This window comes from Streptomyces sp. NPDC029296 (assembly GCF_055569255.1).
In genome coordinates, this window is record NZ_JBVHXT010000036.1 from 1 (window position 1) to 21,938 (window position 21,938).

The following is a 21,938-nucleotide window of genomic DNA, read 5'->3' on the forward strand; positions in this document are numbered from 1 at the left end:
AAGGACCTCAGCAATCCTCATTCTCGCTGGTCAGAGGCACTTTCCGCTTTCCTGATCACCAGTCGGACAGCCCACCTCGTGAAAGCGCGAGGCTAGTGTTTCCGCTGCCAGCATGGCCGTGGCGCGACGCGGCGTACGCCCCAGATTGACCCACCGTTCGACGGACTTGGGATCGACCTCGACCTTGTCCGCGAGGGCGGCGTACGTCCATCCGCCGGCCGCCATGGCAGCACGTAGCCTCTCGTTCGGCATCCCAATCTCTCCTAATACGCAGGGACGGCACTAGGGACGTTCTACCCGACGCAGGACGTCCCAAAGTGGGGTGCGTCGGGGGTTCTGGCGTCCTGCTGAGTGGCGGGATGCTCTGCCGCATGGCGAGCAACCAGCAGACCAGACCAGGCATCGGTGAACTGGCGAAAGACACTGCCAGTGGACGGATCGGCGTCGTCATGGATGAGGTCGGCGCCAGGGTGCAAATAAGGCCCATCGGCGGCGGTGTCGAGTGGGACGACCTACCGAACAACCTGGTGGCGCCGACCGCGCGGGAGGAACTGAGCGCCCGCCTTGCCATCAAGAACGGCAACAGCCGGGGTGGCCTGTGATGCGCGCCATCGGCCGGTTCGCGAGGGGTCTTTTCGTCATCGTGGTCAGTGGGTCCTGCGGCCTGGTGATCGGTATGACCCTCGGTATCAGCCAGTAGACCGGCCGCCCCGAACGGGATGACACCTTCCTTGGCTCCCCCTCCCCCGTTCGGGGCCGGCCTTTCAAACCCCCGGTGACCCGTGGTCCACGCCTCGGCGACCGGTGCGGGCGCAAGTGCCAGAGCACAGCGACACTCAAGGAGTACTCGCATGACGGCAACAGCCAACGACCAGAAGACCGGTCGCGCGGTGGCTGGTGAGGAACTGCTCTACAGCCTCAGCCACTTCATGATGGTCCACAACGGACAGACGCGCGAGCGCGCCGAGCGGATCGCGGACCAGGCGGTGGCCTTCGCGGTGACCGCGGCGACCGCCACCGTCCCCATGGTCCCGTCGGACGACGTGGACCTCGGCCTCCACGCGCTCATCCTGCACACCAAGGAGTACGCCGAACTGTGCGATCGGTTCGCGGGCCGCTTCCTCCACCACAACCCCAAGCCGGGTGGAGGGGCGCGTGACCCGAAGAAGGTCGCCGCCTCCGCACACGCGATGAAGGCGGCCGGGTTCATGGTCTTCGACGACCTCTGGACCGTGGACGGCACGAACCTCGCGCAGTGCGACGCGGACTGCGGCCGTCCGTACGGTCAGGCGTAGGGACACGACACCAGCGACGCGGCCGGCCTCGGACACGGCGTCGGCCGCGTCGCTCGGAAGGAGAACAGACGTTGCCCGGGACACCCCCCGAACTGCCGATCGTCGTGCTCGACGCGCTCATGCCCACGGCTCAGCGCCTGGTCCTCAATCGCCGGGGCTCCATGGTCTGGGAGGTCGAGAGCCATCGTGGCCACTACGCCGTGAAGGTCGGATACCCCATCGAGGCAACGGCCGACTGGCCGGCCCAGCCCTGGACGGCGCTCGCACCCGCACGCGAGGGCGCCGTGCTGTACCGCCTCGGCTTCCACGACTTCGCGTACGGCGAGTGGGACGGCGGCACCTGGAACTTCCAGCCGTGGCGCAAGGGGCTGGACCTCTATCGACTGTGGGAGCCCTGCCGCGATCCGGAGTCGCGCATCGAACCGGACCCCAGCGTGGCTCTGGGCTGTGTGGAAGCCCTGGCCGAACTGCACGCGAAAGGCTGGGCCCACGGCGACGTACAGCCCGCGCACTTCATCATCGGTCCGGATCGAACTCACCTGATCGACCTGGCGCTCGCGCGCGGTGGTCGCGTGCCCGAGGGGTACGACTTCCCGTTCCGCGGCTGCCTCGTCCACTACGAAGCACCGGAGATCGCGCGCAGTGTGCTCGCGACCGGAGTAGCAGAGCCCACGCGCGAAGCCGACATCTACGCGCTTGGCGCCGCGCTGCTCATCTCCGCCACGGGCTGGCGGGCGATCGACTACCCGGACGACGCCCCGCGCCCCGTGCAGCGCAGGGCCGTGGCCGACGGCAAGCGCCGACCCGTGAAGGTGCAAGGCGAGCTGGGGAAACTGATCGAGGCCATGCTCAGCCATGCTCCCGAGGACAGGCCGACGATCTACGAGGTCGGCAAGGCCCTGAGCTGAATCCAGGGCGTCGGCGCTCCCCGACGGCGCGGCGGGCGCGCTTGTAGCCGTCCGTGGTCAACGCAAACGCAAGAGGCCCCGGATTTCTCCGGGGCCTCTCACCTGTGTGCACTCGGCAGGATTCGAACCTGCAACCTTCTGATCCGTAGCTCTACAGAGATCGGTCGCTGACGGTCATACAGGTCGCATGTCGGCCCCAGAGAGACGCTTCGGGGTGGGGCCGGTTGCTGTGGTTGCTGTATCCGGCTGCTGTACAGCAGGATCCCGGTGGGGGTGACGGCATGGAGCGGGAACTACTCGAACGGCTGCTGGTCGGCAACGACGAAGCGTCCGTGGCCGCCCTGGCTGCGCTCCGCTGCGGCGCTTCCCACGTGGTCTGGGAGGGGACCATGTCTGCTGGGGCGCTCGCCCGTGTCTATGAACGTCGACTGCGGTACACACGCCGCCGGGGCATCGAGACCACGAGCCTGGCCCCCGCCGTGGATCAGCTCGGTCGGCATCAGCGCCCAGTCCGCCTAGGTCAGATCAGGGCTGCTGATGGCGCCTGGACTTTCATGCTGTTCCTCACCGAGGACGGCAGCAGGCTGATCGCGTGCACCGGCGTTCAGCGGACCCGGGTCTGAACCGCAGCCGACGAAAATCAGCTACGCCGGCGGGTGTGCAGATCACTCAGGCGCGCGTATGTCTCGCTGCACCCCCACCGGGCTCAGCCATACTGCTGATGCCGTCGACCAGTGCAAGCCGCGACAGCTGGTGCGTGACCACGGCGCCGGTGCCCTCAGCTTGGGAAGCTGATGTGGTCCAGGGCTCGTTGCCGGGCTGGCCTGCTGCGGAAGGCTGTCGCCGACCGGCGGCACGTCCTTTGCATCCCCCGTGTTCCCCGTGGTTCCCCCCACGATCTGGCACGCCTATGGCATGACCGCTTCGCTGACGGCGGGCACCCCTGCATGCAGGCGCTTAGAAGGACCCCGAGCGCTTCGGCGGCGGTACGGCTCTGACCTGCGGGGGAGTGCTCGCCTTTGAGTCGCTGATCGGCAACGTCGACACGTATTCGACTGATGGGGAGCGGCGCAGCGAATGTGCACCGGCCGTGAAGGGCTTCCACGTCGGCTCACCTCCCAAGCCCATCTGTCAGTGGCGCCTCGTACCATCCAACTGACGGCGGCAACCTGGGAGGGGCAAAGTGGCGGAGTCGGCCGAGCACGCTTTTCTTTCCGATGCAGTTCTGCAAATTCTTGAGAATACATCGGAGTCTCGTCTTTACGCATACAAAGAGGCGGATCGTAAACGTTTTGATTTCGCTTGCGATCTCGCCACCAATTGGAAGAGGGCTGTTTCTGGGCAGACGCTCTGGAAGCATAACGAGGGTATCGACAAAGATATCAGAATGCTGCTTTCTGAAGCGGAATCAGATATTCTCGTCTATGTTGCCCGCACTACCATGAAGAATAAGGCGGTGCTGTACGAGGCTATCTCCGACTATAAAAAAGCCGGGCTGGCGGACAGGCTTGACCGGCTGCGCGTATTCTGGGTTCCAGAAGACTTTGACGCTGACTCGGAGAGTCATAGGAGTCTAGTTTACTCGGATCTTGAAAACTCGTTGTCCCGTGATCTCCTGCTTGCAGTCGTTCTTGGTGGCATCACTGAGAGTGATGTGGCTTCCTTTGCAACGTGGAGTGGAATGTGTGGCCTCAGTCTCTCCGTATTGGCGCAAGTCGAAGCATCTGGCTTTGATAACTACACGAAGCTCGGAAAGCGGATGGGCGTCGGGGTCGCTCCGGTAAAGGAGAGGATCATCCGTCTGAACCTTACGGGATTCATCGTCCGAAGCCCGGATCCTCGAAAATCGGGAACCATTTATGAAGTGTCACCCAAGGGGTATGCCCTCATGGATCTCTGCGGAAGACTCGCTGCCGAGCGAGGCAAAGGTGGCCACGTGGACTCTGGGTTGAGGCATGTGTGCTCATTGCTGGGCATCGATCCCAGGAAAGTTGACCTCTGGCCTTTCATGCCCGATTATGATGCGTCACGCGATGGGGGGCTAAATCCTCATCTTCGCCGCGATACCTCTTTGCGGCTGGCCAAGGAAATTAACGACGCACTCGCTAGATGGGGTGTGTCACTTCCTGACCCGCACTACGAAATTCCCGGCCTGGATATCTCGTAAGGTCACCGGAGTCCTATGACCGAGTGAAGGCACTTCTGCCGACCTATCCCCTTGATGCGAACTATGGGCATGGTGGTTGCCGAGGTCTCCTGGGCTGGTGCGGCGGATGGCTGGGGGCACCGATGGGTGGCGCGGGACGGTGAGGTTGCTGTACTTCGCTGCTGCTGCGAGGGTCAAGGGGCGTCGGCTGAGCAGCCACGCGGTAGATCTTGGGCAGCAGCTCTCTCAGTAGCCGGTCTACTGATCACTGGTCTCGCTCACCAGCGAGGCTGACGAAGCCCAGGGCTCCGACCAGCTCGGATGCCGTGGGCTTCTGTCGTTGTCGGTTGGCGTTGGGTGACCTCGGACGGCCCAGGGACGGCCCTGCACTGCGCGTCGGCCCGCCGTCAGCAGCCGCCCGCCCACCGCTATCCCGCGAAGTTGGTGGTGGCGAGAGACGGTCACGCTGATCAAACAAAGCGCGTGCGCGCGTGCATGGCTCCTGCGACCCTGGCATCTTGTTCGGGCCGCCCGTGTCGCCGCCAGTGGTCGGGGAACAAGGTGCTGCCGTCCGCCACCGTAGCCGTCAGTGCTGTCGGCACTGCCGTCGGCCACAGCTTCCGCTTAAGGCCGCCGTCATTCGCCGACATCTGGCATCGCCTGATGACAGGCCGGCCTCTCGTGCTGGATCACGGCCGCCGATAGGCGGCCTGGTCGGTTCCGGCAGCCGGATCGGGCATGGCTGCATACGTGCTAAGACGTGCTGTGGAGTTCGATCGCTGTGCCTGCTAATCGCTGTGCACTGCTAACGGCATGCAACAGGGCCCAGCGATCGCTTACAACTCCAGTGGCAGCTTCTCTGGTCAACTTTAAGAGCCGTGACCTGCCTTGGGCTTCAGGAAGTCCCTAAGGCTTTCAGGATTGAATTCATGACCTTCAATGAAGCCTTCGCCCGTGGCTAGAACTTCATGGTTCCTTAAAGCCCCCTCGCGGAAGTATTCCGCGAATGGCAGCAAATGATCGGTGAAATATTGAGCGGCGAAGTCCTTGTGGACCACGTCGACCGCAAGATGCCTTCCGGCTTCTCCTAAAAACTCACCAAGATCCTTCGGTTCATGCCGGAATAGCCTGCACCATGGTCTCGCTTCAAGTTTTACGCCGGATGAGTTGTTCGTCGCAACTATCATGGGTGCATCCACAACAGCTACTGCGCATACTAGGTAGGCATCGAACCAATGGGCGGTTGTCGGCGGTCGCGAAGCTTCGATGAAGTGGGTCGCGGCACTAATCAGTGGCATTACTATGCCGTTGTATGCGTCAATTCCCGATAGTTCGAGACGTGGACCCTTCCTTGCGCACTTGCTGACAATAGAGAAACCCTCAACTTTGTGGAATGGGTGCAGGGTGAGGTCAAGTGCCTCCGATACGGAGAAATGCCAAGAAGAAGGGTTATCGTCTGTCGTGACGACGACCTCTTTAATGCCTAGACCGCAGATGGTGGGCAGATCGAGTTTCCAGGGTGCTGGACTGGTCGAGAAGAAAACGTAGGGAAGGTTCGACTGCTTGCATTCGATCATCACCGTGAGTGTCGGTCGAATGCGAGACTCCTGGGGAGGAGTGTGTTCTAGTTCCCGTCTAGCCACTAGATCGATTGAACGCATTTCTCCTGATAGTCGGTCCCTGAACCCCCATTCTTGCTGCACCCTGAAATCTTGCTCAAGCAGTTGGAATATCGTGCTTTGGAGGGGGTAGCCGGACTTCTCTACAGCTTCCTGCAGTGCGTCAAGTGTAAGGCCATCTCTGAGCTGTCCCCAGGCTGGCGCGTCAGGCTCATCGGTTGGTTTCATTGAGCACCCCGTGTCTTCGTGGCTCGGCCACCAATGAGGATAAGGTCAAGGCCAGGTGCTAGTCCGGGGAATTCTTCAGCAAGTCGGCGCAAGCGGTCGGTGCAGCGGTTTTGGGCTGGAGCTGCTTTGGCGCGAGTGATCATGGCCCCGTAAGCTTCCGGCGCGTCGGGCAGTCTGTGGACCTGCCCGGTAAAGCACGACGCTGGGGCCATGATCTTCGAGGCTCGCGCCAAAGTGGCTGCCTAAAGCCGCGGAGCCGACCGCCCCAGCCACGACGTACCCCTTCTCTGGCGGCAAGCGGCTGATTGGTGTGCTCGCGGCGCGGGCACCGGCCGGGCTGGAGCGGGGCGGATACAGGAGCGCAGGCCCGGCCGGGGGCCGGGCCGCGCGCGGTGAGCGGAGCGAGCCGCCTTGAACCAGTAGAGAAAGTTGTAACTCACTCTTTAGGGCGGGGTGTGAAGTCGTGTGCGCATGCCGGTAGTTCGGTGCCCTGGCGGTGCGCGAGCGGCAGGAAAAGTACGGGGCGGATCGTCCAGGTGATGCGTGTGCCGACGTGGGTCAGTGACACCGTGCAGGGCTCGGCTCGCAGTAGGGCTCGTCGGGTGTCGATGCGGCCGTCATACATCCACTCCCACGCTGCACTGGAGGCGTCCGCGTCCAGTGCCGGGGAGATCGTTTCGAGGGCGACCGCTACCCAACGGTCCGCTTGCTGAGCGGAGTAAGCGTCGAACGACGCCACCAGTGCCGGCGGGCCCTGCTCGGTCAGGCTCTCCGTCCAGCACTCGCACCAGAATCCCCACCGGGGCAGCTTCATCAGCATCGTCGGCCTCCCAGCCGTGCGTCGGCGTACAGCTCGGCGGTGACCGTGTGGCCCTGGTCGGTGTTGTGGATGACGACCCGGTGGGCGATGGCGCTGACCATGCCCAGTCCTCGGCCGCGTTCGGCGTCGTGGTCCTGGTGCTCGACCTTGGGGGCTGTGGCCGCGCCGCCGTCGTCCGTGACCGAGACCGCGATCACCTGTGCCGAGACGGCGACGGCCAGGTGGAAGCTGCCGGGCTCCCAGCCGCTGGCCGTGTGGCGGATCGCGTTCGTGCTCAGCTCGCTCACGATCAGCTCGGCGTCGTCGGCCAGAGGGGAGTCGCGCAGGATGTCCCGGGTCCAGCGGCGGGCCCGGCTCACTTCTTCCGGGAATCCTGGGCAACTCAGCCCCCAGACCCGGGCTGTACTCGTATACTCGTGCATACAAGTTCCTTCGTGCTGGTAGGCCGCCATGTGCAGCGGGTTCGGGCTAGACGAGTTTCACGCCGTCGTGGGCGCGAACGGCCGGCGGGGTCGCCGCGTCGAGTGCGTCAAGGACGCGTATCGCGTACGCCTCGTCGGCCAGCTCGGTGACCTCTTCACGGGTGGCCCAGCGCAGTGCGCGGGTCTCGTCACCGGTGGTGGGCATACCGTCGGCGGCTTCGCAGCGGAAGACCAGCGAGACGATCAGGCCCTTCATGTTCTTGTAGACGCCGGTCAGGGTCGCCGGAAGGGCGATCTTGATGCCGGTCTCTTCGAGGACTTCCCGCTGGAGGGCTTCCGGGATGGTCTCCTCGCGTTCGAGGACACCGCCCGGCGGCTCCCAGTGACCGTTGTCGCGGCGCTGGATCAGGAGGGCCCGGCCCTGGTCGTCCACGACGACCCCGGCGACGCTCACGGAGTGCGGGCGTTCAGTGCTCACGTTCCTCGGCCCTCTCGGCTGGCTAGGCTCTCCACCGTAGCAACAGCACTCGCCCACTCGTCTAGATACCTAAAGGAGTACTCACGTGAGCCCTCTATCTTCGGGCCTCCTCGGTGATCTCGACCCCACGAGCGATCGTGCGGTCTTCAGGCAGATCGCCGACCAGCTGCGCGAGGCCATCGACCGTGGGCGATTCCGCGAAGGCGAGAAGCTGCCCTCCGAAGCCGACCTCGTGGACCACTTCGGTGTGTCCCGGATGACGGTCCGCAACGCCTTCTCCATCCTCCAGGGCGAGGGCCTGGTCCACGCCGAGCACGGCAGGGGCGTCTTCGTGCGGCCACGACCGCCCGTCAGGCGACTCGCCTCCGACCGCTTCGCCCGCCGTCACCGGGAACAGGGCAAGTCCGCGTTCATCGTGGAGGCCGACGCGGCCGGCGGCCACCCCCAGGTCGACAGCCTGGAGGTCAAGGAGGAGAAGGCCAGCCAGGACACCTCCACCCGGCTCGGCTCCGTGCGGCGAGTCCTGGCCCGACGGCGCCGGTACCTGCTCGACGGGCGGCCGGTCGAGTTCGCCACCTCATACCTCCCGCTCGACATCGCCCGCGGAACCCCCATCGCCGAACCCAACCCCGGCCCCGGCGGCATCTACGCCCGCCTGGAAGAGCTGGGCCACCGCCTCGACCACTTCGACGAGGAGATCCGCGCCCGGATGCCCTCGCCCGCCGAGGTCAAGACGCTGCGGCTGGCCGCCGGCGTTCCGGTCATCCATCTCATCCGCACCGCCTTCGACACCGAGGGACGGGCCGTGGAGGTCTGCGACACGGTGATGGCGGCGGACGCCTACGTCCTCTCGTACCAGCTTCCGGCGACCTGATCGTCACGATTTGCGGTGGTGCGCGGGGACGTTCTCCCGAACTCGTACACCCCAACACGCTTACTCGTATAGACGAGTGGGCGAGTTGTGTGGCAAGGTGATTCCGCGATCCCGATCAAGGGGTTCGCAGGACCCATCTTGTATAGACGAGTAGATAGGAGTGTGTCTTGCGTACCATCCGCGTGGAGACCTCCGGCGCCACGATCCTCCTCACCGAGGCCCCCGAACCGAAGGTCCGCGACCGGCAGACCGGCGAGATCGCCAAGGACGCCAACAGCGGTGAGGCGCTGATGACGATCGGCGTCGTCTACATCGAGGACGGCGAGTCCTCGCTCATCAAGGTCACCGTCCCGGAGGGCGGCATCTCAGAGGGGCTGACCCTCGGAGCGCCGGTCTCGCTGCCGGGCCTGGTCGCCCGGCCCTGGGAGTCCGTCTTCAACGGCCAGCAGCGCCACGGCATCGCCTACCGCGCCGCCGCCGTCACCCCCGCCGCCTTCCCGGCCGTCACCGGGGCCGCTGCCTGATGTCCGACCTGACGACGCTTCTGGAAGTGGGTGGTCCTGTCGCCGCGCTCGGCGGCGGGGCCGCCTACGCCCGGGCCAAACACCCGGCGGCGTACTGGTCCACGGTCGGCCTCCCGGTGTCCACGGTCCGGCTGCTCAGCACGTACGGCTCGGTGATGGAGGCGTGCGGCCTCACCGTGGCGCCGTCCCGGCTCCGGGTGCTCGCCGCCAAGGCCATGACCCGGCGTGAGGTGCGGCCCGTACCGCCTCGCCGGGGCCTGCTCCGACCCACCACGACCGGGCTGCGGATACGCCTCCGCCTGGCCCCTGGCCAGGAACCCGCCGACTTCGCCGCCTCGGCCGAACGGTTGCGGCACGCCTGGGGCGTCCACGCCGTCTACGTGACCCCGGTCAAGCCGGGTGTCATCGAGCTGCGGCTCGTCGGCTACGACGTCTTACGGCGGGTCCGCATGCCGCGCAAGATCACGGACGGCTTCCTCAAAGTGCCGGTCGCCCTGCGCGAAGACGCTACGCCGTTCGTACGCGACTACCGCACCATCCCCCACCAGCTCACCCTCGGCGCCACCCTGTCCGGCAAGTCCATGTACCTGCGCCATCTCATCGCCGGACTTGCTCCTCAGCCGGTCGCCCTGGTCGGCATCGACTGTAAGCGGGGCGTCGAACTGGCTCCCTTCGCACCTCGGCTCTCCGCACTGGCCACCGACCCGGAACAGGCGGCCGAACTGCTGCCCGTACTGGTCAAGGAAATGGAGGACCGATACGACCTGATCAAGGCCCGGCAGGGCATCGCCCCCGGCACCCCGGACGAGGAGATCACCTCCGACATCTGGGGCCTGCCCGAGCACGAGCGCCCCGTACCCGTCGTGCTGTTCGTGGACGAGGTGGCCGAACTCTTCCTCGTCGCCACGAAGAAGGACGAGGAACGGCGCGACGAGATGGTCACCCAGCTCATCCGGCTCGCCCAGCTCGGCCGCGCGGCCGGCATGTACCTGGAGGTGTGCGGGCAGCGCTTCGGCGCCGAACTCGGCAAGGGCGCCACCATGCTCCGTGCCCAGCTCACCGGCCGCGTCTGCCACCGCGTCAACGACGAAGCCTCCGCGAAGATGGCCCTCGGCGACATCGCCCCCGAAGCGGTCATGGCCGCCTGCTCCATCGCCCCCGAACGGCCCGGCCTGGCCGTGGCCGGGGACACCTCCGGCGGCTGGTCCCGCATCCGCACGCCGTACCTCTCCCTCACCGACGCGGCCGAGACCTGCCGCACGTCCGCCGGACTGGTGCCCGACCTGCCCGCGCTGGAGCCCTTCCGCCCCGACGTGCCCGAGCGTCCGGTCGAGCACGCGGCCCCCGTCGTCCTGCCCCACCCGGTCACCGACTGACCTACCCCCGCCCGACTCCGGAAGGAGCCGCATCATGCGCGCCCACCTGGCCCGCGTCGACGCGGTGCTCGTCCAGGCGCTCATCGCCGCCGCGCTGTCCTTCGCCCACCTCCACGATGTCGCCGTGGCGGCCGGACAGGACGGATGGAAAGCATGGGCCTATCCCGCATCCGTCGACCTGTTGCTCGTCGCCGCCTGGCGTCGACTGCGCTCCGGCAACGGCAAGGCCGCGGCCTGGTGCTGGTTCGTCATCGCCCTCGCCGCCTCCCTCGGCGCCAACGTCGCCACCGCCGGCCTCCTCGACCTCGGCAACGTTCCCGCCTGGCTGCGCATCCTCGTCGCGGGCTGGCCCGCCATCGCCTTCCTCGGCGGGACGCTCCTCGCCCACTCCGCACCCAAACCGAACACCGACACCGACACCGAAGTCACCGAGGAGCAGGTGGACGAGCCCGAAACCGCCCCCGAACCGGAAGCGCCTGTCCCACCCGCCATCGAGACACCGCCACGACCGACACCCGTACCCGTTCCGTCCGCCCTGGTCGACCACGCCCGCAAGGTCGCCGCCGAGCACCACGCCCGCACCGGCGCCCCCATCGACACCCCAACCCTCCGCGCCCGCCTCGGCGTCCCCGAACCGATGGCCGAAGCCATCGCCGCCCACCTCTGAGAGGAGACCGCGTGTCCGCCAACCGCAGCTTCCGCAACGTCACCCGCATCGGCCCCGTCCAGGTCGGCACCTCCTACGACAACCGGGGCCGCGAGAAGCACACCGCCGCCTGCACCGCCCCGCGCTGCGGCTTCTCCGCCGACTACGACAGCCGCGCCGCCGCCGAACTGGCCGCACGCACCCACCGCTGCCCTGTCCGCTGAAAGGACCCGGACCACCGTGACCGTCAGCCTGCCGCTCGTCCTCATCCTCGGGTTCTTCGCATGGGGAGCGATCAAGTTCCTCGGCGTCCGCCCCTGGATCGTCGTCCTCATCGCGCTGTTCGGTTTCTGGCTCTCGCACACCTTCCTCGCCCCCGCCATCGAGTCCGGCACCCGGTCCGGCGTCGGCGTCGTAAACGGCTCACATGACTAGACGAGTAGATAAGGAAGGCCAAGCCGTGTTCCTACCCAAGTACCCGGAGAACCCGACCCCGCCGTCCGCCCACACCCACGCGCCGGCCGACCCGGCGCCCGCCCGACGCGGCCTCGCGTCCCTTCCCGTGGATCAGAAGACGGTCGTGGCCCTGCTCGTCGGCGGAGTCGTCCTCACCGCGCTGCTGGCCGCCGTCGCCGTCACGGCCATCTCCGTGGCCGTCGCCACCGTCGTCCTGCGCTCCCTGCTCCGCGAGCAGCACCGGCGCTGACCCGTCCGACCGCACCCGGGACGGCCGCGACACGGCCAAGCATCCGGCCGCCCCGGGCCCATCACCCCTGACCGATCCAGTCAGAAGGAGACCGCCATCTTCACCCGCACCACCCCGCCCCCGCTCCCGGAACTCGCGAGGCTGGCCGAAAACGGCAACCTGCCGGGCATCCTGCGGCAGCTCTCCGGGCTCGGCGGCTGCACTCACCCGATCCGACTCGACGGCCACCGCACCGAGTACGACATCGACACCACCACCGGAGAGATCGGCCGCGTCCTCCACCACCTCGACTCGACCACCCTCCCGGCCGGCCAACTCCTCGTCCGCTGCAACAACCGCCGCACCACCCGCTGCCCGGCCTGCGCCGAGGTCTACCGCCGCGACACCTTCCACCTGATCACCGCCGGACTGCGCGGCGGCAAAGGCACCCCGGAACACGTCGCCGCACATCCCCGCGTCTTCGCCACCTTCACCGCCCCCGGCTTCGGCCCGGTCCACAACCGCCGCACCGACGGCCGCCCCTGCCGCTGCAGCACCCACCACAACCAGGACGACACCACACTCGGCACTCCACTCGACCCGGACACCTACGACTACGAAGCGGCCGTGCTCTGGAACGCCCACGCCGGACAGCTCTGGCGCCGCTTCTCCATCCACCTCCGCCGCGAGGTCGCCAAGCGCGCGGGTCTGTCACAGCGCCGGTTCCGCGACCACGCCCGCGTCTCCTTCGCCAAGGTCGCCGAGTACCAGAAGCGCGGCGCGGTCCACTTCCACGCGGTCATCCGCCTCGACGGCCCCGGCGGCGCGGACACCCCGCCCCCGCCCTGGGCAACGGCCGAACTTCTCACCGACGCCATCCAGGCAGCAGCCACCAAAGCCCGGGTCGACGGCCCGATCATCGACGGCCGCGCCCACACCTTCACCTTCGGCCGCCAGCTCGACGTACGCACCATCCGCTCCGCCGACTTCAACGACGGCCAGGAACTGACCGAGCGCGCCGTGGCGGCGTACATCGCCAAGTACGCCACCAAGGGCGCCGAGACCGCGACGGGCGCCCTCGACCGGCCGCTCAAGTTCGCCGCCGAACTCGCCCAGCTCGACATCAGCGACCACGCCCGCCGCCTCATCCGCACCGCCTGGACTCTCGGCGCCCGCAAGGACCTGGAACACCTCCGCCTGCGCGCCTGGGCCCACATGCTCGGATTCCGCGGCCACTTCTCCACCAAGTCCCGCCGCTACTCCACCACCCTCGGCGCCCTCCGCGACGCCCGCGCCGCATGGCGCCGCGCCCAGGCAGCAACCGACGAACGCCCGGCAGACACGACGTACGTCCTCGCCCACTGGGTCTTCGCCGGCACCGGCCTGTCCGACACCGAAGCCTGGCTCGCCGCATCCCTCGAACCCGCTCCCGGAACGGAAGGAGAGCCCACCGCATGACCACGGTGACCATCACCCGTAAGTGGCACACCACGGCCGAAGTCGCCGAGATGCTCGGCTTCGGTCTCTCCAAGACCAAGGCGCTCATCCTGAGCGGTGAGATCCGGTCCGTGAAGATCGGCCGCAACCGCCGGATCCTCCCGGCCTGGGTGGACGAGTACGTGGCCCGCTGCGCCTCCGAGACCGAGGAGTGGGCGGCATGAGCGGAAAGCGCGCGAACGGCGAAGGGTCCATCTACCCGTACAAGAACGGCTTCGCGGCCTACGTCTGGGTCACGACCCCGGAGGGTGACCGCAAGCGGAAGTACGTGTACGGCAAGACGCGCGAGGAGACCCACGAGAAGTGGATCAAACTCCACAGCGAAGCCAGCAAAGGCCCTGTGCAGACCCGGCACCGCACGGTACAGGCGTTCCTCACCTACTGGCTTGAGTCGATCGTGAAGCCCAACCTGGCCCCGCTGTCGTACGTCTCCTACGAGGGCTCGGTGCGGCTCTACATCAACCCGCACCTGGGCGGGAAGCGGCTCGACAAGCTGACTGTTCGGGACGTCCGGGAGTGGCTGACCAAGCTGGCCGGCATCTGCCAGTGCTGCGCCCAGGGCAAGGATGCCAAGCGGGCCAAGTCACGGCAGCGGTGTTGCGCCGTCGGGGAGTGCTGCGAAGCGTTCCCGTCCCGGCGCGTCATCCAGGCCGCACGTGACGCTCTCCGTGCTGCCCTGACCCACGCCGTGGCCGAAGAGGAGATCGGCAAGAACGTCGCCTCGCTGGTGAAGGTCCCCAAACCGCGCCGCCGCCGGATCAAGCCCTGGTCGGTCGCCGAGGCGGGCCGGTTCCTCGCCGACTGTGCCGCGCGGGAGGATCACCTCTTCGCGGCCTGGATGCTCGTGCTCTGCCTCGGCCTGCGCCGGGGCGAGGTCCTGGGGCTCACCTGGAAGTCGGTGGACTTCGACGCGGGTGAGATCTACGTGGATCACCAGATCCAGCGGGCCGGGCGGCAGATCCTCCACCGGGAAACCAAGACCGAGGAGTCGGACGACTTCCTTCCCCTCCCGGCGCTGTGCCTCAAGGCCCTCCGTATGCGGCGGGCTCAGCAGATCGGTGACCGGAAGGCGGCCGGTGAGCTGTGGCAGGACACGCGCGGGCTGGTCTTCACCACGAAGTACGGGACGCCGATCGAGCCGGGGAACCTCACCCGGATGTTCGCGCTGCGTGCTCGCCGCGCCGGCGTCCGCGTCATCCCGCTCCGGAACACCCGCCACACGTGCAGCTCGCTCCTCGTCGCCCTGAAGGTGCACCCGAAGGTCGCCCAGCGGATCCTGCGGCACTCCCAGATCGCCATGACGATGGAGGTCTACGCCGAAGCCAGCGAGGAAGAGGTACGGGACGCGCTCGGCAAGCTGTCCGATGCGATGGGCGGCGTCGGCTGACACGGTTGCTGTACTTCGCTGCTGTACGCCCCTGAAACGCAAGAGGCCCCGGAGTAATCCGGGGCCTCTCACCTGTGTGCACTCGGCAGGATTCGAACCTGCAACCTTCTGATCCGTAGTCAGATGCTCTATCCGTTAAGCTACGAGTGCTTGTTTTTTTGTTTTGCCCCCGGTCCCGGTCCTTTCGGCCCGCTCGCGGCGACAGGAAGAACATTACATGACTGCCGCCGTCATGTGAAATCCGATCCCCACACCCCTTGTGACCTGCGGAAACGCCCGGCGGGGCCGATCGGGCGGAGGTAACGGCGGAGGTAACGACGAAGCCCCGGTCCTGGGGACCGGGGCTTCGGTGGGAGCGGAGGCGGAGGGATTTGAACCCTCGATGGGCTTTAAGGCCCAAACCGCATTAGCAGTGCGGCGCCATAGACCGGACTAGGCGACGCCTCCAGCACAACCGCCCACGCGAGCGCGCGAGTGGTGCGTGCAGATGATGACACAGGCAGGTGCCCTGTCACCAATCGCCCCCCACGGTACTAGGCAGTCGGGCCGCAGGGCAAAGGGCTTCCCGGTGACGCGGCGCAACGTCTCGGCCGGTGGGGCGTTGGACAGGGCATGAGTTCCGTCCTGCCGGTCACCGGGCGCCGCCGCCTCCTCGCGGCCCTCGCCACCGCCGCCTGCCTCGTCCCGCTCCTCGCCGTCCCCGCCGCCGCGTCCGGCGCCATGCCGCCGCCCGTCCGGCCCGAGGACGGGGGTGATCACCTCACCGTCGTGGTCCGGCACGCCGGCCCCGGGCGGGACGGGACGTACCTGGTCCGCTGCCACCCGGAGTCCGGCCGGCACCCGGACGTCGCGGGCGCCTGCCGGGCGGTCGACGCGCAGACGCGGTGGGGCCGGGACCCCTTCGCCCCGGTGGCCCCCGGCACCCTGTGCACCCAGCTCCACGGCGGTCCGGCCACCGCCCGGATCACCGGCACCTGGGCCGGACGCCCGGTGAACGCCTCGTACGACCGCGGGGACGGGTGCCGGATCGCCCGCTGGGACCGCATGGTGCCCCTCCTGCCGAGGATCGGCGACCCGGCCCGGACCGGCCCGCGGGGCGGCGGACGGCACGGGTGACCTGCGGGTCCGCCGGACGCACCGGTTCCGTGAAGGACCCGGGGAGGTGTCGCGGAGCAGGGGCACCGGTCATGCGTTCGCCGTCACTTCCTGGTGGTACCTCCCCGTCGTCCGGCGCCGCGAGGACGACCCGTGCCCTTAGACTCCCTCGCGTGACACGTCGCGGGCCCCTTGGCAAGATGGCCCGAACGGTCGGCAAGGTGCGGTAACAGGGAGGAAGGCGTCTCGTGAGCAGCAGGCCATCCCGAGGCGCTGCTCGCCTCGCAGCCATACTCGACGCGCTGCCGGACGCGTTGGTCCTGGTCAACGCCAACGGAACCGTCGTCAACGCCAACACCATCGCGCTGGAGGCCTTCGAGACGCCCGGCACGGCTCTCGTGGGCCGCGGGCTGCTCGATCTGCTGCCGCAGTTCGACTCGCGGCTCATCCCCGGCTCGATGCGGCGCCCCAGCCACATGGACCCCCGGGGGCGGACCAAGCCCACCCGGATGGTCGCGCGGCGGACCGACGGGACCGAGTTTCCGGTCGAGGTCACCAGCGCGAACCTGGAGAACGGGCAGCAGGCGTACGACGGTTACGGCTACACCGGCGACGAGCTGCTGATGATCGTGGTCCGGGACCTGTCCGGGACCGTCGACACCGAGGCGGAGCTGGCCCGCTCGCAGCGGCAGACCGAGATGATCCTGCGGGCGGCCTCGGAAGGTGTCGTGGGCACCGACACCGACGGGCGGATCGTGCTGGTCAACCCGGCCGCCGCCCAGATTCTGGGGTACCGGGCCGGTGAGCTGGGCGGCAAGGAGCTGCACACCCTGGTGCTGCACTCGCGCGCCGACGGCTCCCCCTTCCCGTACGAGGAGTCGCCGCTCGCCGACACCCTGCGCTCCGGGCGCAAGCACCGGGTGCGCGGCCAGGTGCTGTGGTCCAAGGGCGACCAGCAGGTTTCGGTCGACCTGACCACCGCGCCGGTACGGGACGGGGACCAGCTCGTCGGCGCCGTGATGACCTTCACCGACCGGCGGCCGTACGACGCCGTCGTGGAAGAGAAGGCCGCGCTGGAGAAGGCGCACGCCGAGGAGCTGGAGCGGCTCTCCGAGGAACACGCCTCCGACCTGACCGCGCTGCGCCAGCAGCACGTCACCGAGGTCGAGGAGCTCCGCGAGAAGCACGTCACCGAGGTCGAGGGACTGCGCGAGAAGCACGCGGAGGAGCTGGCGGCCGACGAGGAGCGGTACGCGGCGCTCGCCGAGCGGGAGAAGGACCGGTACGAGGCTCTTTCCGGGCGGCACGAGCAGTTGCTGACCCTGCTGGGGCAGTCGCTGCGCGGTCCGCTGGACGAGTTGCGGCGCGAGCTGTCCGCGCTGGCGGCCGACGACGCCGGCCAGCTGTGGCCCGAGGCCAACCAGGTGCTGCACCACCTGTCCGCCGGGTACTCCCGGATCACCACCCTCATCGACAACGTCCTCGGCTACCAGCGGCTGGACGCGGGCGGCGAGGACATCACCCGTACGAAGGCGATGCTGGACGCCGTCGTCGCCGCCGGTGTGGACGGGGCCGTGGAGCTGATCGGGCCGGGGCGGGTGCAGTTCGCCGTGCACGCGCCGCCCATCGAGGCCGAGGTCGACCCGCGGCGGCTCGCCGTCGCGCTCGCGCATCTCGTGGCGGACGTCGCCGGGGTCGACGCCACCGGCAACACGCCCGTGTCGGCGGGCGGTTACCTGGACAACACCGTCGTGGTCGCCGCCGCCCAGCGCGGCGAGGTCGCGCGGATCGAGGTGCGCGGGCCGTACGCCGGGGGGGACCCGGTGCACGAGCCGATCGTGCGCGGGATCGTGCGCGCCCACGGCGGCGTGCTCCAGACGCACGAGGTGCCGGGCATGAGCGGCAGCGCGTACGTCCTGGAGGTGCCGCTCGGCGGCGGGGCGGGCGCGGTCACCGCGCAGGCCCCGGTCCCGGCCGTCGCCCCGGCCGGCGCACCGATGCCCGAGATCGTCGCGAGTGTCCCGCTCCCCGACACCGCTGCCGGGGCCCCGTTCCCGGAGATCGCCGCGGGCGCTCCGATGCCGGGCGCCGGGATCCCGCTGCCGGAGGCCGGCGAGGTCGCCGGGGACGAGGGCGGCGGGGCCGGCCGGCGGCGGGCCCGGCGGCCCTCCACGGACGCCTTCCTGGAGAGCGACCTGGCCGGTGCCGGGGACACCGGTGAGTTCGAGGCGCCGGCCCCGACCGGCCGGCGCCGGCGGCGGGCCGTCGCGCCCGCCGGGCAGAGCGCCGCGGTTCCGGCCGAGGACGCGGAGCACGCGTCCGGCGGGACCGGGCGGCGCCGTGCGCGGGCGGCCGACGGCACCGACGCCGGTACCGGCGAGAGCAAGGGCGTGGCCGAGGGGGCCGTCGTGACCTCGGCCGAGCAGAGCGCGGGCGCCGCCGCCTCGGGTACGGGACTGGGCGGCACCGTGCCGCCGCAGGGCGTGCCCGTGGGCACGGGCCTGCGGCCCGGCCACGAGCTGGACGCACCGCAGGCCGCGTTGCCGCCCGCCCTTCCCGTGGCGGGGGCCGACGGCGGTTCCGCGCCGGGCGCCCGGACCGTTCCGGCACAGGGCGGGCCGTCGGTCACGGACCAGGCCGGTCAGGCGGACGACGCCGAGGGAGCGCAGCCGACCGGGCGGCGCCGGCGGGCGCTGGCCGCCGCGGCGGAGCGTGCCGCGGCGCAGGAGGCGAGCGGCCCGCGCACGGTGTTCGCCCTGCCTCCGGCTGAGGCCGACCGGACTCCGGGGACCCCTGAGTCGCTTGGGGCGGGGGAGGCTCACGGGACCGACGAGGCCGCCGCGATTCCGGCCCCGGTGAGCGGCCCACCGGCAGGCGGCCCCGCTGCGGCGGTGCCGGGCGCGGGTACGGCCGTACCGGTGGCCCCGGGCGCCGGTGCGAGCGCCGGTACGCCCGTGGCTCCGAACACCGGTGTGCCCGTGGTCCCCGACGCCGCTGCCCCCGTGCCGCCGAGCCCCGCTGCCCCCGTGCCGCCGAACGCCGGTGCGCCCGTCCCGCCGAACGCCGGTGCGCCCGTCGCTCCGGGTGCTGGGCCCGCCGGGGCCGGCCGGCCGCGCGTGCCCGGTGCCGGGCCGCTGCCCGGCCAGGTGCAGGTGCCCGCGCAGATGCCGATGTCCGCCGCGGGACTGCCGGGTGCCGAGGGGCGGCACGACGCCGTACCGCTCGACCAGTCCGAGGACCACACCCCGCCCCAGCCGCACCCCACCAGCGCGCCGACCGGCCGTCGGCGCCGGGCCGTGGCCCGGCCCGCGGAGGCCGCCCAGGCGATGGCGCCGGGGGCCGCCGTGCCCGGCCAGGCGGCGTCGCGGGCCGTGCCGGTGCCGGGCGCTCCCGGCCGGGCGCCGCAGGGGACCGCCGCCGTACCGCCCGCTTCGGGTCACGGGGCCCAGGCGGCCCAGGCACCCGGCGTTCCGGCGCAGGGCACGGCCGCACACGGCCCGGCCGCACAGGGCACGATCGGACAGGGCATCCCCGTCCAGGGCGGCCCCGTCGCCCCCGGTGCCCCGGTGCCCGGTGCCCCCGTACCCGCCCAGGGGCCGGCCGGCCGGCCCACTCCTCCCGCCCCGGCGGCCCCGGCTTCGGCCGCTGCGGCCCAGGGCGCGCCTGCCCACGGCACGCCCGCGCAGGGCACGCCCGCCCCAGGCTCCGCGCCCGCCCGGGCCCCGCACTCCCCGGCCGCGCGGCCGGGCACCCCGCCCGCCGGTACTCCGGTGGCGGGCCCGGGTCCGCTGCCGTTGCCCGCCGAGGCGGCGCCCGGTCAGGTACCGGGGGCCCGGCCCGTGCCGGCGCCACCCGCCGGCGGCCCCGCGACCGGCGCCCCGCCGCAGTGGCCGGGTGCCGGTGACACCTCGGGCGCGGGAACCCCGCTGCCGGCTCCCGGCGCACCCGCCCCCGCCACGCCGGCCCGGGGCACCCCCCTCCCCACCGGGCCCTCAAAACCCGCCGAGACCGCCGTACCCGCCGCGCCCCCGCTCCCCGGTCAGCCGCCGCGTGCCGCGCAGCCGTTGCCCGCCGAAGCCATGGGCGGCGGGCCGGTCGACCCGGACTCCCCGCAGGGCCGGGCGATCTCCGTGCGGACGCTCGGGCAGGGCGTGCCGTTCGCCCGGCAGGCCGCGCAGGCGCAGCAGCCGACGGCGACCCCGCCCCCGCACGCGCCCGGTGGTTCCGGCCGCAGGCGCAAGCTCGGCACCCCTCCGGACCCGGCCGCCCGCCAGGAGACCGGGCCGGACCAGGGCGCCCGGCCGCACCCGGCGTCCGAGGCGCTGTCCGCGCACCCGGCCCCCGGTGGCCGGCCGCCCGCACCGCAGCCCGCGCCGGCCGGTCAGCCGCCCATGCCGGGACGGCCGGCCCCGGGCACCGAGGGGGCCGGGCGGTCGTACGCCATCGGCGCCCCGGAGCCCGACGCGGCCGAGGGACCGGAGCCGCTGGACGGTCCCGGCGGGGCCGTGGAGGTGGCGGACACCCCGCGCCCGCAGCCGCTGGACGACGAGCTGCCCCCGGAGCCGCTGGACAACCCGCGCCGGCTGCTGGTGTGGCCCGCGCCGGACGTGACGACCCAGCAGGCGCTCAGCGACCGCGGCTACCGGCCGGTGATCGTGCACTCGCGCGAGGAGGTCGACGCGCAGATCGCGGCCTTCCCCGCCGCGCTGTTCGTGGACCCGCTGACCGGGCCCATCACCCGTACGGCGCTGCAGTCGCTGCGCCAGGCCGCCGTGGCGGCCGAGGTTCCGGTGCTGGTCACGGCCGGACTCGGCCAGGCGTCGCGCGAGGCGGCGTACGGCGCCGATCCCGCCGTCCTGCTGAAGGCGCTGGCCCCCCGGGACAGCGAGCAGCATCCGCCGCGGGTGCTGCTCATCGAGGAGCACCCGGAGATCGCGCTGGCGCTGACCTCGACGCTGGAGCGGCGGGGCATGCAGGTGGCGCGGGCCGCGAGCGACAACGACGCGGTGACGCTGGCGGGGCAGTTCCGGCCGAACCTGGTGGTGATGGACCTGATGCAGGTGCACCGCCGGCGGGCCGGGATCGTGGACTGGCTGCGCGCGAACGGGCAGCTCAACCGCACGCCGCTGGTCGTCTACACCGCCGCCGTCGACCAGGCCGACCTGCCCCGGCTGGCGTCGGGCGAGACGGTGCTCTTCCTGGCCGAGCGGTCCACCAGCACCGAGGTGCAGAGCCGGATCGTGGACCTGCTGGCCCGGATCGGCACGAACTGACGGCTAGCGCGCCACCAGCCTGCGGGCCGCCTCCTTGATGGAGGTCCGCAGGCGGTCGCGGTCGCCGTCCCCGGTGCCCGCGAGGATGCGCCGCATCTGCGGGACCGCGGAGACCCAGTTCGTCAGCGAGATCAGCAGGATGAGCAGGTCGCCGGCCGGGATGGCGTCCGTGATCACGCCCCGGTCCTGGCCGTCCCGGATCGCGGCGACCTTGCGGGCGTAGTGGTCCTGGCGGGCCGCCTCGTCGGGCAGGTCCGCGCTGCCGTACTCGATGCCCTCCCAGAAGAGCAGGCGCAGCAGTTCGGGGTGGGTGGCGTGGTAGTCGAGGAGGCGGTCCACCCAGCCGTCGATGTCGTCGGGGTCGACGGGCACGGACGACGCCAGGTCGACCATGCACCGGCCGAGGACCTGGGTGAACAGCTCGGCCTTGTTGCCGAAGTAGGCGTAGATCAACTGCTTGTTGGCCTTCGCCGCGGCGGCGATGCGGTCGATACGGGCGCCCGCGATGCCGTGCCGGGAGAACTCGGCGACCGCCGCCTCGAAGATCCGGGCCTTGGTGGCCTCGGGGTCCCTCACTGTTGCCATGGGGACAGGGTAGGCGCCCGGGAAGCGGTAACCAACTATTTGGTTGACGGGAATGCGAAGGGCGGGGCACGCTGTTGGAG

General features: G+C 70.0%; 22 protein-coding genes, 2 tRNA genes and 1 pseudogene. 17 read left to right on the plus strand and 8 right to left on the minus strand.

Translation table 11 applies throughout. The features are described from left to right. Positions 1-78 precede the first annotated feature (78 nt). Positions 79-252: pseudogene (locus ACZ4W9_RS28195) on the minus strand (helix-turn-helix domain-containing protein); the annotation flags it as partial. A 119-nt stretch (positions 253-371) separates the two neighbouring features. On the opposite strand from ACZ4W9_RS28195, the gene ACZ4W9_RS28200 reads away from it, so the two are divergent. From ACZ4W9_RS28200 to ACZ4W9_RS28220, 5 genes are all read left to right on the plus strand, one after another. Further along, positions 372-602 (plus strand): hypothetical protein, encoded by a 231-nt coding sequence (locus tag ACZ4W9_RS28200; RefSeq protein WP_467940468.1) that lies wholly within the window; start codon positions 372-374, stop codon positions 600-602. Positions 603-851: 249 nt separating this feature from the next. After that, positions 852-1,295, plus strand: coding sequence for a glycine-rich domain-containing protein (locus tag ACZ4W9_RS28205; protein WP_467940470.1), 444 nt, complete (start codon positions 852-854; stop codon positions 1,293-1,295). 71 nt (positions 1,296-1,366) lie between these two features. Next, entirely contained in the window at positions 1,367-2,203 is an 837-nt protein-coding gene (locus ACZ4W9_RS28210; RefSeq protein WP_467940472.1) for a protein kinase family protein, read from the plus strand. Positions 2,204-2,427: 224 nt separating this feature from the next. After that, on the plus strand, positions 2,428-2,826 hold the full coding sequence (locus tag ACZ4W9_RS28215; RefSeq protein ID WP_467940474.1) for a hypothetical protein: 399 nt from the start codon (positions 2,428-2,430) through the stop codon (positions 2,824-2,826). Between the two features lie 560 nt (positions 2,827-3,386). Then, the gene (locus ACZ4W9_RS28220; RefSeq protein ID WP_189994748.1) at positions 3,387-4,370 is read left to right on the plus strand and encodes a hypothetical protein; all 984 of its coding nucleotides are present in this window, start codon (positions 3,387-3,389) and stop codon (positions 4,368-4,370) included. A gap of 848 nt (positions 4,371-5,218) precedes the next feature. Here the strand turns inward: ACZ4W9_RS28220 and ACZ4W9_RS28225 are convergent. The 4 genes from ACZ4W9_RS28225 to ACZ4W9_RS28240 form a co-directional block, all read right to left on the minus strand. Further along, complete coding sequence (locus ACZ4W9_RS28225) at positions 5,219-5,926, minus strand: hypothetical protein (RefSeq protein WP_189994749.1); 708 nt, start codon at positions 5,924-5,926, stop codon at positions 5,219-5,221. Between the two features lie 706 nt (positions 5,927-6,632). Then, positions 6,633-7,016, minus strand: coding sequence for a hypothetical protein (locus tag ACZ4W9_RS28230; protein WP_467940476.1), 384 nt, complete (start codon positions 7,014-7,016; stop codon positions 6,633-6,635). Then, positions 7,010-7,438 carry an ATP-binding protein gene (locus ACZ4W9_RS28235; protein WP_467940478.1) on the minus strand — a complete coding sequence of 143 codons (429 nt, stop codon included), beginning with the start codon at positions 7,436-7,438 and terminating at the stop codon, positions 7,010-7,012. Before ACZ4W9_RS28235 ends, ACZ4W9_RS28230 begins: the two co-directional genes overlap by 7 nt. A 46-nt stretch (positions 7,439-7,484) precedes the next feature. Then, on the minus strand, positions 7,485-7,892 hold the full coding sequence (locus ACZ4W9_RS28240; protein WP_467940632.1) for an NUDIX hydrolase: 408 nt from the start codon (positions 7,890-7,892) through the stop codon (positions 7,485-7,487). A gap of 109 nt (positions 7,893-8,001) precedes the next feature. On the opposite strand from ACZ4W9_RS28240, the gene ACZ4W9_RS28245 reads away from it, so the two are divergent. The 10 genes from ACZ4W9_RS28245 to ACZ4W9_RS28290 all read left to right on the plus strand — a co-directional run bounded on the left by ACZ4W9_RS28245 (position 8,002) and on the right by ACZ4W9_RS28290 (position 14,905). After that, positions 8,002-8,790: a GntR family transcriptional regulator gene (locus tag ACZ4W9_RS28245; protein WP_467940480.1), complete on the plus strand. Its 789-nt coding sequence runs from the start codon at positions 8,002-8,004 to the stop codon at positions 8,788-8,790. Positions 8,791-8,957: 167 nt separating this feature from the next. Continuing rightward, entirely contained in the window at positions 8,958-9,314 is a 357-nt protein-coding gene (locus ACZ4W9_RS28250; protein ID WP_030642755.1) for an SCO3933 family regulatory protein, read from the plus strand. Beyond that, positions 9,314-10,690: an FtsK/SpoIIIE domain-containing protein gene (locus ACZ4W9_RS28255; RefSeq protein WP_467940483.1), complete on the plus strand. Its 1,377-nt coding sequence runs from the start codon at positions 9,314-9,316 to the stop codon at positions 10,688-10,690. Before ACZ4W9_RS28250 ends, ACZ4W9_RS28255 begins: the two co-directional genes overlap by 1 nt. Before the next feature lie 34 nt (positions 10,691-10,724). Further along, complete coding sequence (locus tag ACZ4W9_RS28260; protein ID WP_467940484.1) at positions 10,725-11,357, plus strand: DUF2637 domain-containing protein; 633 nt, start codon at positions 10,725-10,727, stop codon at positions 11,355-11,357. Positions 11,358-11,368: 11 nt separating this feature from the next. Continuing rightward, complete coding sequence (locus tag ACZ4W9_RS28265; protein ID WP_014673670.1) at positions 11,369-11,560, plus strand: mobile element transfer protein; 192 nt, start codon at positions 11,369-11,371, stop codon at positions 11,558-11,560. A gap of 16 nt (positions 11,561-11,576) precedes the next feature. Then, positions 11,577-11,771, plus strand: coding sequence for a hypothetical protein (locus ACZ4W9_RS28270; RefSeq protein ID WP_167513003.1), 195 nt, complete (start codon positions 11,577-11,579; stop codon positions 11,769-11,771). A gap of 25 nt (positions 11,772-11,796) precedes the next feature. Next, a complete protein-coding gene (locus ACZ4W9_RS28275; RefSeq protein WP_467940487.1) occupies positions 11,797-12,042 on the plus strand; it encodes a SpdD protein in 246 nt (81 codons plus the stop codon). A 159-nt stretch (positions 12,043-12,201) separates the two neighbouring features. Then, positions 12,202-13,479: a replication initiator gene (locus ACZ4W9_RS28280; protein ID WP_467940634.1), complete on the plus strand. Its 1,278-nt coding sequence runs from the start codon at positions 12,202-12,204 to the stop codon at positions 13,477-13,479. Beyond that, entirely contained in the window at positions 13,476-13,682 is a 207-nt protein-coding gene (locus ACZ4W9_RS28285; protein WP_086700592.1) for a helix-turn-helix domain-containing protein, read from the plus strand. Before ACZ4W9_RS28280 ends, ACZ4W9_RS28285 begins: the two co-directional genes overlap by 4 nt. Further along, on the plus strand, positions 13,679-14,905 hold the full coding sequence (locus ACZ4W9_RS28290; RefSeq protein WP_467940489.1) for a site-specific integrase: 1,227 nt from the start codon (positions 13,679-13,681) through the stop codon (positions 14,903-14,905). The genes ACZ4W9_RS28285 and ACZ4W9_RS28290 overlap by 4 nt, the downstream gene beginning before the upstream one ends. A gap of 77 nt (positions 14,906-14,982) precedes the next feature. Here the strand turns inward: ACZ4W9_RS28290 and ACZ4W9_RS28295 are convergent. After that, positions 14,983-15,055 (minus strand) — tRNA-Arg (locus ACZ4W9_RS28295). A 206-nt stretch (positions 15,056-15,261) separates the two neighbouring features. Beyond that, positions 15,262-15,352 (minus strand) — tRNA-Ser (locus ACZ4W9_RS28300). A 165-nt stretch (positions 15,353-15,517) separates the two neighbouring features. Here ACZ4W9_RS28300 and ACZ4W9_RS28305 point away from each other — a divergent pair. Together ACZ4W9_RS28305 and ACZ4W9_RS28310 are read left to right on the plus strand one after the other, a co-directional pair. Then, on the plus strand, positions 15,518-16,021 hold the full coding sequence (locus ACZ4W9_RS28305; RefSeq protein ID WP_467940491.1) for an SSI family serine proteinase inhibitor: 504 nt from the start codon (positions 15,518-15,520) through the stop codon (positions 16,019-16,021). 227 nt (positions 16,022-16,248) lie between these two features. Continuing rightward, complete coding sequence (locus ACZ4W9_RS28310; protein ID WP_467940493.1) at positions 16,249-21,273, plus strand: PAS domain-containing protein; 5,025 nt, start codon at positions 16,249-16,251, stop codon at positions 21,271-21,273. 3 nt (positions 21,274-21,276) lie between these two features. On the opposite strand, the gene ACZ4W9_RS28315 is transcribed toward ACZ4W9_RS28310, so the two are convergent. Continuing rightward, complete coding sequence (locus ACZ4W9_RS28315) at positions 21,277-21,858, minus strand: TetR family transcriptional regulator (protein ID WP_467940495.1); 582 nt, start codon at positions 21,856-21,858, stop codon at positions 21,277-21,279. Positions 21,859-21,938: the final 80 nt, after the last annotated feature.

What these genes read in the sequence shown, in the direction of transcription:
- ACZ4W9_RS28200 (WP_467940468.1), top strand. Translation starts at nt 372, where the DNA reads ATGGCGAGCAACCAGCAGACCAGACCAGGCATCGGTGAACTGGCGAAA.
- ACZ4W9_RS28205 (WP_467940470.1), top strand. Translation starts at nt 852, where the DNA reads ATGACGGCAACAGCCAACGACCAGAAGACCGGTCGCGCGGTGGCTGGT.
- ACZ4W9_RS28225 (WP_189994749.1), bottom strand. Translation starts at nt 5,926, where the DNA reads ATGATCGAATGCAAGCAGTCGAACCTTCCCTACGTTTTCTTCTCGACC.
- ACZ4W9_RS28230 (WP_467940476.1), bottom strand. Translation starts at nt 7,016, where the DNA reads ATGCTGATGAAGCTGCCCCGGTGGGGATTCTGGTGCGAGTGCTGGACG.
- ACZ4W9_RS28235 (WP_467940478.1), bottom strand. Translation starts at nt 7,438, where the DNA reads ATGCACGAGTATACGAGTACAGCCCGGGTCTGGGGGCTGAGTTGCCCA.
- ACZ4W9_RS28255 (WP_467940483.1), top strand. Translation starts at nt 9,314, where the DNA reads ATGTCCGACCTGACGACGCTTCTGGAAGTGGGTGGTCCTGTCGCCGCG.
- ACZ4W9_RS28260 (WP_467940484.1), top strand. Translation starts at nt 10,725, where the DNA reads ATGCGCGCCCACCTGGCCCGCGTCGACGCGGTGCTCGTCCAGGCGCTC.
- ACZ4W9_RS28285 (WP_086700592.1), top strand. Translation starts at nt 13,476, where the DNA reads ATGACCACGGTGACCATCACCCGTAAGTGGCACACCACGGCCGAAGTC.
- ACZ4W9_RS28290 (WP_467940489.1), top strand. Translation starts at nt 13,679, where the DNA reads ATGAGCGGAAAGCGCGCGAACGGCGAAGGGTCCATCTACCCGTACAAG.
- ACZ4W9_RS28305 (WP_467940491.1), top strand. Translation starts at nt 15,518, where the DNA reads ATGAGTTCCGTCCTGCCGGTCACCGGGCGCCGCCGCCTCCTCGCGGCC.
- ACZ4W9_RS28315 (WP_467940495.1), bottom strand. Translation starts at nt 21,858, where the DNA reads ATGGCAACAGTGAGGGACCCCGAGGCCACCAAGGCCCGGATCTTCGAG.